Annotated in this window: 5 protein-coding genes; 4 read left to right on the top strand and 1 reads right to left on the bottom strand. The window is 73.1% G+C overall.

Features of this window, described 5'->3' with window-relative positions:
* Positions 1-191 precede the first annotated feature (191 nt).
* Both AB0O00_RS27455 and AB0O00_RS27450 read left to right on the top strand, forming a co-directional pair.
* Positions 192-1397, top strand: coding sequence for a hypothetical protein (locus tag AB0O00_RS27455; RefSeq protein ID WP_363656159.1), 1206 nt, complete (start codon positions 192-194; stop codon positions 1395-1397).
* Positions 1398-1498: 101 nt separating this feature from the next.
* Complete coding sequence (locus tag AB0O00_RS27450) at positions 1499-2269, top strand: MerR family transcriptional regulator (RefSeq protein ID WP_363656158.1); 771 nt, start codon at positions 1499-1501, stop codon at positions 2267-2269.
* Positions 2270-2285: 16 nt separating this feature from the next.
* Here the strand turns inward: AB0O00_RS27450 and AB0O00_RS27445 are convergent, their stop codons facing one another.
* Positions 2286-3350, bottom strand: a complete 1065-nt coding sequence (locus AB0O00_RS27445) for a helix-turn-helix domain-containing protein (RefSeq protein ID WP_363656156.1) — start codon at positions 3348-3350, stop codon at positions 2286-2288.
* A 236-nt stretch (positions 3351-3586) separates the two neighbouring features.
* Between AB0O00_RS27445 and AB0O00_RS27440 the strand changes: the two genes are divergently transcribed.
* The gene (locus AB0O00_RS27440) at positions 3587-4276 is read left to right on the top strand and encodes a SigE family RNA polymerase sigma factor (RefSeq protein WP_363656155.1); all 690 of its coding nucleotides are present in this window, start codon (positions 3587-3589) and stop codon (positions 4274-4276) included.
* On the top strand, positions 4273-5709 hold the full coding sequence (locus AB0O00_RS27435) for a hypothetical protein (protein WP_363656153.1): 1437 nt from the start codon (positions 4273-4275) through the stop codon (positions 5707-5709). Before AB0O00_RS27440 ends, AB0O00_RS27435 begins: the two co-directional genes overlap by 4 nt.
* The last annotated feature ends 104 nt before the right edge of the window (positions 5710-5813 follow it).

Below are 5813 nucleotides of genomic sequence, written 5' to 3'. Positions count from 1 at the left end.
ACCGCCCGCGCCCAGCCCGAGTGCCGCGGCCCCGCCCGGCCGTCCACCCGACGGACACCCGGGCGGCGCGGGAGGTACTCCTCCGTCACATAGGATGTCCGGCCGGAGGGGGGCGGAACCGGCGGGGAGAGGGACAGGTGCGGGGAGCACGCACGGCAGCCACCACCGACTACGAGGCCGGGACGGGGCGGATCGCGGGTCTGTTGGTCCGCAGACACCACGTCCTGCTGGTCGCCTGGACGGTGCTCTGGTTCTTTCTGGTCGAGCCCAAGGGCGGTTTCTCCTGGCACTACCTGCGCCAGGGCGAGCAACTGCTCTTCAGCGGCCAGCCCGACGGCGGGCTGTCGCTCTACGCCCACCACCCCGAGCTGCAGATCGGCCCGGTCAGCCTGGCCGCGGCCCGGCTCACGGCCCCGTTCTCGCCGTACACGGGCCAGGTGATCGCCGAGGCGGTGAGTTCCGCGCTCGGCCTGGTGATGCTGGTCCTGGTGGGCCGCACCGCCGCCCTGTACTACCTCGGCACCGGCACCAACCACCGCCGGCTCCAGCAGCGCGTGCTGATCGCCGGGCTGGCGTTCATCCCGATGTGGGTCGAGGTGTCGGTCCGCTTCGCGCACCTCGACGACGTGCTGGCGCTGTTCTTCACCGCCCTCGCCGCCCACGCGCTCGCCCGCGGCAAGCCCACCCAGGTCGCGATCTTCCTGGCGCTCGCGGTGGACTCCAAGCCCTGGGCGATCGCCTTCGCCCCGCTGATCCTCGCCCTGCCCCGGCCGTCCTGGCTGCGCACCGCGCTGTGGTTCTGCGGGCTGGTCGCGATCGCCTGGCTGCCGTTCTACCTCGGCAACCTGGACACCATGGCGGCCGCCAAGTTCACCATCCCCAACCAGCCGGCCTCCTCGCTGCGCTGGTTCGGCGTGACCGACCCGACCACCCCGTGGTGGGACCGGCCGACCCAGTTCGCGCTCGGGCTCGGGCTCGGCAGCATCGCCGTGTGGCGCGGCCGCTGGCCGGCCGTCGTGCTGCTCGGCGCGAACGCCCGCGTGCTGCTCGACCCCAGCGTCTACACGTACTACACGGCCTCGATCCTGCTCGGCACCCTGCTGTGGGACGCGGTCGGGCAGAAGCGCCTGGTGCCGTGGTGGAGCTGGATCGCGCTGGCCTCGCTGTACGGCGGCACGCTGCTCCTGCCGTCCGACCCGGCGCGCGGGTTCGTCCGGCTGGCCTTCGTCGTGGTCTCGACGGCGTACGTGCTGCTCTGGCCCACCCAGCAGACCCGCCGCCCGCGGCCCCCGGCCGAGGACCAGGGCCAGGGCTCCGGGCGCGGCCAGGGCCACGGCTCCGGACGCGGCCGGCTCGGCCGCCGGCGCGAGCGCGTCCTGGTCGGTGCCGGCCGCTGAGGCGTGTCCTCAGCGGTCTCCCCGGCCGTCTCCTCTGGCTTGACCCTCACGCGACGTGAGAGACGAGTGTGGGGGTCAGCACGAAGGGAGGAGCACCTCGCATGAACAGCGACGGCTACTCGGTCGGCGCCGTGGCGAAGATCGCCAAGGTGACCGTCCGCACGCTGCACCACTACGACGAGATCGGCCTGCTGTCCCCCGCGGGCCGCACCCGGGCCGGCTACCGCCGGTACGTGGACACCGATCTCGACCGGCTGCAGCAGATCCTGTTCTACCGCGAACTCGGCTTCCCCCTGGAAGAGATCGCGGCGATCCTGGACGACGACTCGGTCAGCCCGAGCGAGCACCTCCGGCGGCAGCACCGGCTGCTGACCGACCGGATCAAGCACCTCCAGGACCTCGCCGCGGCCGTCGAACACGCCATGGAGGCACGGAGAATGGGCGTTCAGCTGACCCCCGAGGAGAAGTTCGAGATCTTCGGCGAGGACTACAAGGAGGAGTGGGAGCAGGAGGCCGAGGAGCGCTGGGGCGACACCGCGGCCTGGGCCGAGTCGCAGCGCCGCACCGGCGCCTACGACAAGGCCGACTGGCAGCGCATCCAGGCGGAGATGACCGACCTCAACGCCCGCCTGGCCGAGGCGGTCGCGGCCGGCGAGCCCGCCGACGGCACCCTCGCCATGGACCTCGCCGAGGAGCACCGACAGCACATCTGCCGGAACTTCTACGACTGCACCTTCACCATCCACCGCGGCCTGGCCGGGCTCTACGTCTCGGACCCGCGCTGGACCGCCGCCTACGAGAAGACCGCCCCCGGCCTTGCTCAGTGGCTGCACGACGCGATGCTCGCCAACGCGGCCCGGCACGAGGCCTGAACCGCCGACCGACGGTTCACGCCACCCCGCGCCCGAACCCCCGCCGGTAGGCCGTCGGCGAGGTGCGCATCACCCGGCCGAAGTGGTGGCGGAACGTCGCCGCGCTCTCGAAGCCGACCGCGGCGGCGATGTCCTCGACCGTCCCGTCCGGGGACTCCAGGAGCGGCAGGCTGGCCGCGATGCGCTGGGTGACGACCCAGCGCATCGGGCTGGTCCCGTTGCGGGCCGTGAAGTGCCGCAGGTACGAGCGGTCGGACATCCGGGCGGCGGCGGCCAGCGCCGAGACGGTGAGCGGCGACGCCAGGTGGTCCATCGCGTACTGCATGCTGCGCGCGATCCCGTCGTCCTCCTCGTCGACCGGCAGGATCGCCGCCTCGATGAACTGGGCCTGCCCGCCGTCCCGGTGCGGCGGCACGACGAACCGGCGGGCCACGGTGTTGGCCACCTTCGCGCCGTGGTCCCGGCGGACCAGGTGCAGGCACAGGTCGATCCCGGCGGCGCTGCCCGCGCTCGTCAGGACGTCCCCGTTGTCGACGTACAGCACGTCCGGATCGACGTGCACCGACGGGTACCGCTGCTGGAGCAGATCGGCGTAGCGCCAGTGCGTGGTCGCCTTGCGGCCGTCCAGCAGGCCGGCGGCGGCCAGGGCGAAGGCGCCCGAGCAGATCGAGACGATGCGGGCGCCGCGCTCGTGCGCCGTGCGCAGCGCCGTGACGAGGCCGGGCGAGACTTCACCGCCGAAGGCGTTCGGCACCCCGGGGACGATCACGGTGTCCGCGGCCGCCAGCTCGTCGAGCCCGTGCCGGGCGATCATCGCGAACCCGCCCACCGCGTCCAGCGCCGTCCCCGGCTGGTCCGCGCACACCTTCAGCCCGTACCAGGGCGCCGCCAGCAGACCGCTCAGCTCCGGCCGGGCGAGCCCGAACACCTCCACCGCCACGCCGAGTTCGAACGGCGCCATGCCGTCGAAGGCGTACACCGCGACGTCGTGCACCGGCTCGGGCCGCCGTCCGATGGCGACCGCGACCGGCCCGGAGCCGGTCCGCCCGGTCGCGTGCCGCGAACCGTCCTGCTGGGCCATGGGAACCCCCTGCTCACGGGTGGTGGAACGCCGGTGAGTGTAGTCCGTCCGCCGGCGCCGGAACTTTCTTCGAACCCGCATGCAACCTGCACCGCCCTCGCACGTCCATTGCTACGGGGGCGGATAACACCAGGCCGGTGGCGGCTCGGAGGATCTCGCCGATCTCGATCGTGGTCAGGTGAGCAGACGGTTCCGGCGTGCCCGGACACCGTCCCGGGGGAAAGCGGAAGACGCAGATGTCCATGGCCATAGGGCCGATCGTCGCGCCGGCGCGGGAGCGCGGCTTCTCCGTCCGCGCAGTGGCCGCCCTGCTGTTCGGCGCCCAGGAGGCCGGCGAGCCCGCCGCCGTGCGTCCCAGCAAGCCCGCCGCCGAGCAGCAGGCGGTACAGCGGCGCTCCGGTTTCCGGCTGCTGCGCGGCGGGCGTGACCGCACCGAGGAGCGGCCGACCCTGACCGAGCTCTACCACGCCCACCGGCTCGGCCTGGTGCGGATGGCCGTCCTGCTGGTCGACCACCAGGACCTCGCCGAGGACGTCGTCCAGGAGGCCTTCACCCAGCTCTACCAGCGCCACGGCGAGGAGCTGGAGGACCTCGACAACGCGCTCGGCTACCTGCGCACGGCGGTCGTCAACGGCGCCCGCTCGATGCTGCGCCGCCGCAGGACGGCCCGTGAGTACGTGCCGCCGCACGAGACCGACGCCCCGTCGGCCGAGGAGCACGCGGTGCTCAACGACGAGCACCGGCGCGTGCTGCTGGCCCTGCAGGAGCTGACCCCCCGCCAGCGCGAGGTGCTGGTGCTGCGCTACTGGTCGGACATGTCGGAGGCGCAGATGGCCGAGACCCTGGGACTGTCCCGGGGCGCCGTGAAGTCCACCGCCAGCCGGGCCCTGGACGCTCTCGAAAAGCACCTGGAGAAGGTTCGATGACCGACGAGTTCCCCCGCCGGATCGACGGCGACGGTGACGGCGACGGGCCGGCCGAGACCCCGACGGAACGGCTGCTGCGCGAGGCGATGGCCGCCCGCACCTCCCTGATCACCGCCCACGACCTGCGCCCCGCCGCCCCGCCCGATCGCCGGAGCCGCAGACTGCGGCCGGCGTACGCGGTCGCCGTCCCGCTGCTCGGCCTGGCCGCCGCGATGGTGGTGAGCGTGCTCACCCTGCACGGCGAGCCGGTCGCCCGCCACGAGGACGCGCCGCCGGCCGCCACCGTGTCGGCCTCCCCCAGTCCGACCCCTGTAGCGAGGCCCACCGAGGCCCCCACCCCCACGCCCACCCCGACCGACACCGCCACCCCGGACGACCCGGAGAGCGCCTCCGCCCCTGGCGACGACACTCCGTCGTCGCCGCCGACTCCCACCGGCACCGCGACGACCGCGGCGAAGTGGTACACGTTCAACGGCGTCAGGTTCAAGGTCCCCGCCGGGTGGCGCACCGTAGACCAGGGTGGGCCCCAGATGTGCCTCCTGAGCCCGGGAGCGCCCCAGGGTGCGGGCTACAACGACTGCGCCCCCTATGGGGTGAGCCTGTCGCTGTACACCGATGAAGGGCCGGGCTGGCCTTCTTTGACCACCCTCGACGCCTCGGCCGGCTGGGAACGGCAGCCCTACTGCCCGATCTGGGGCAATCCCCACGTGCCGTCCGCGGACGAGCCGATCAACAGCGTCGGCCCGACGAAGAGCACACCCACCGTGGCCGGCCGCTCCGCGCTGAAGTCGCAATGGCAGGTGACCTGCGGGACGTCCGCCTTCACGGCCCAGATGTGGGCCCTGCCCAAGGACCAGGTGTTCGTCTCGGCGGTCGGTCTCAAGGGCGACTACCAGACGGACCTGATGTCGATCGTGAACAGCCTCGACGTCAGCGGCCGTCCCACGCCCGCTGCCTCGTCGACCCCGTCGGGTTCCCCGGGCGCCCAGGCCGGCATCGACGTGATGTTCTATCAGATCGGTTCGCAGGTGCAGGTGAAGGGGGCGCAGGCCGTCTTCTCGGTGATCTACCGGAACACCGGTCGGACCACCTACGCCGCAGTCGAACCGCTGGTCTTCACGGAGAGCTACTCGGGCACGCCGGGCGGCCAGGTGCCGGTCAACCAGGGCACGTTGGAACGCAGGGACGGTGACACCTGGGTCCAGCTCCCGGTGTCGCCCGGTGGCAGCATGGACTACGCGACGCAGCCCAGGGTGGCTTCCTTCCCGCTGGCGCCGGGCGAGAGCAGGACGGTGACCTACCGGCTGACGCTGGGCGGCGACGACGGCCCGGGGGCGATGCCGATCACGGCCCAGGCGGTGCTGCCGTACGACGGCACGCAGACGCTGTCCGTGCTCGCGACGCGCACCGTCGCGGTGAACGTCGTGAAGTAGCGCTCGTCGATGCGCCGGTGGCGGGGACGTCCCCCCCCCCCCCCCCGCCCCCAACGTGGGGGAGGCGCGCGGCGCCCGCCCCGGCGCGCAGGCCGCGGCCGCGC

The organism is Kitasatospora sp. NPDC093558 (genome assembly GCF_040683475.1).
Classification (GTDB): Bacteria; Actinomycetota; Actinomycetes; order Streptomycetales; family Streptomycetaceae; genus Kitasatospora.
The sequence above is the reverse complement of the archived record's forward strand: the minus strand, read 5'-3'. Positions and strand labels throughout refer to the sequence as shown.